The sequence below is a fragment of the Endozoicomonas sp. ONNA2 genome (assembly GCF_024606365.1).
In the GTDB taxonomy this organism is placed as follows: Bacteria; Pseudomonadota; Gammaproteobacteria; order Pseudomonadales; family Endozoicomonadaceae; genus Endozoicomonas.
The window spans coordinates 1-1,036 of sequence record NZ_JAHHPO010000950.1; the positions used below are offsets into that span (position 1 = coordinate 1).

A 1,036-nucleotide genomic window follows, 5' to 3' on the forward strand; every position below is an offset into this window, starting at 1 on the left:
TTAAATAAACTTTCTCTGTATCATGACGTACGATCAGTGGTAATCAGGAAAGACAAAGCAGTAAAGTAATTACCGTACTGGTATCCGCTGTGGGTAACTGTTGAACCACTTCGGATTTATCCACAAGCATCAAACCGATAATGACCAGATCCCGAACAATCCAGGTCCAGCACAAGATAAATACACAAAGCCAACCAAGAGCTGGCCGCCAGCCAGAGACAAATACCGATGGGTGTTTGGCTTCTTCGATATTGGCCAGTGCTTGCAAGATATGAGGCTGCTGCAACTGGTGGTTCAGTGATAGTTCGGCTTTGGCCCGCTCCTCGTCGGAAGTGAACAAGCCATCAAGCCCCCCATCAACTCCTTGGCTATTCCTGCCATCGGGTTCAGGTTAATCATTGTCCACCAGCTCAAAGTGTGGATAATCGATAAACCGGTGATCCTTCAGCTGACCATCCCGATCCCAGTCACCACCCCAACGCAGTTTAATGCCCATCTCCTCAGCCACACCCAACACATACCCGGCAAAGTGTGCAGACCGCTGATAATCAAACCAGTTTATGGGATAGGGCATAACGTCTACTGCCTTACTGGGCAGCTCATTGTGATGACTGCCAGGCCACTGTAACTCCGACTTGCCACTTTCAAACGCCAGGGTCTGGGCAGCTTCATTTCGATGACCGCAAATAATCGTGCAGTCATAATGCTCAATCACTTTATTGAAGACACACTGAAGCCGCTCATCACAAGTCGACAAATGTCGCTTTGATGAAGCGGAAAAGTGAAACATGAAGCCCCTTTTTTATAGTGGTTCAGTTTGGGAGTGGCAGATACTAAAAACCCGGCAACGGGGCCGGGCTTTTTTGAGAAGATATTTGAGATGGCAATTTTTGATGAAGTTTCACGCCATCATAGAAAAACATCCTATCTTTTGTTTCATTTTTCTGCAAGGGATGAATAACAAGGTTCGAAGCGCCAAACTTATTACCTGAATCCGTAACTTCAGAAGACGTTGAAACCTTCGGAAGCCGGTCGT

3 protein-coding genes are annotated in these 1,036 nt (G+C 46.8%); all 3 read right to left on the reverse strand.

Translation table 11 applies throughout. The features are described from left to right. Positions 1-43: 43 nt before the first annotated feature. On the reverse strand, positions 44-340 hold the full coding sequence (locus tag KDK14_RS16870) for a holin family protein (protein ID WP_257266346.1): 297 nt from the start codon (positions 338-340) through the stop codon (positions 44-46). A gap of 51 nt (positions 341-391) precedes the next feature. Beyond that, positions 392-790 carry a M15 family metallopeptidase gene (locus KDK14_RS16875; RefSeq protein WP_257266347.1) on the reverse strand — a complete coding sequence of 133 codons (399 nt, stop codon included), beginning with the start codon at positions 788-790 and terminating at the stop codon, positions 392-394. Positions 791-833: 43 nt separating this feature from the next. Beyond that, positions 834-1,036: hypothetical protein (locus KDK14_RS16880; RefSeq protein ID WP_257266348.1), on the reverse strand; the 203-nt coding region annotated here is incomplete at its 5' end.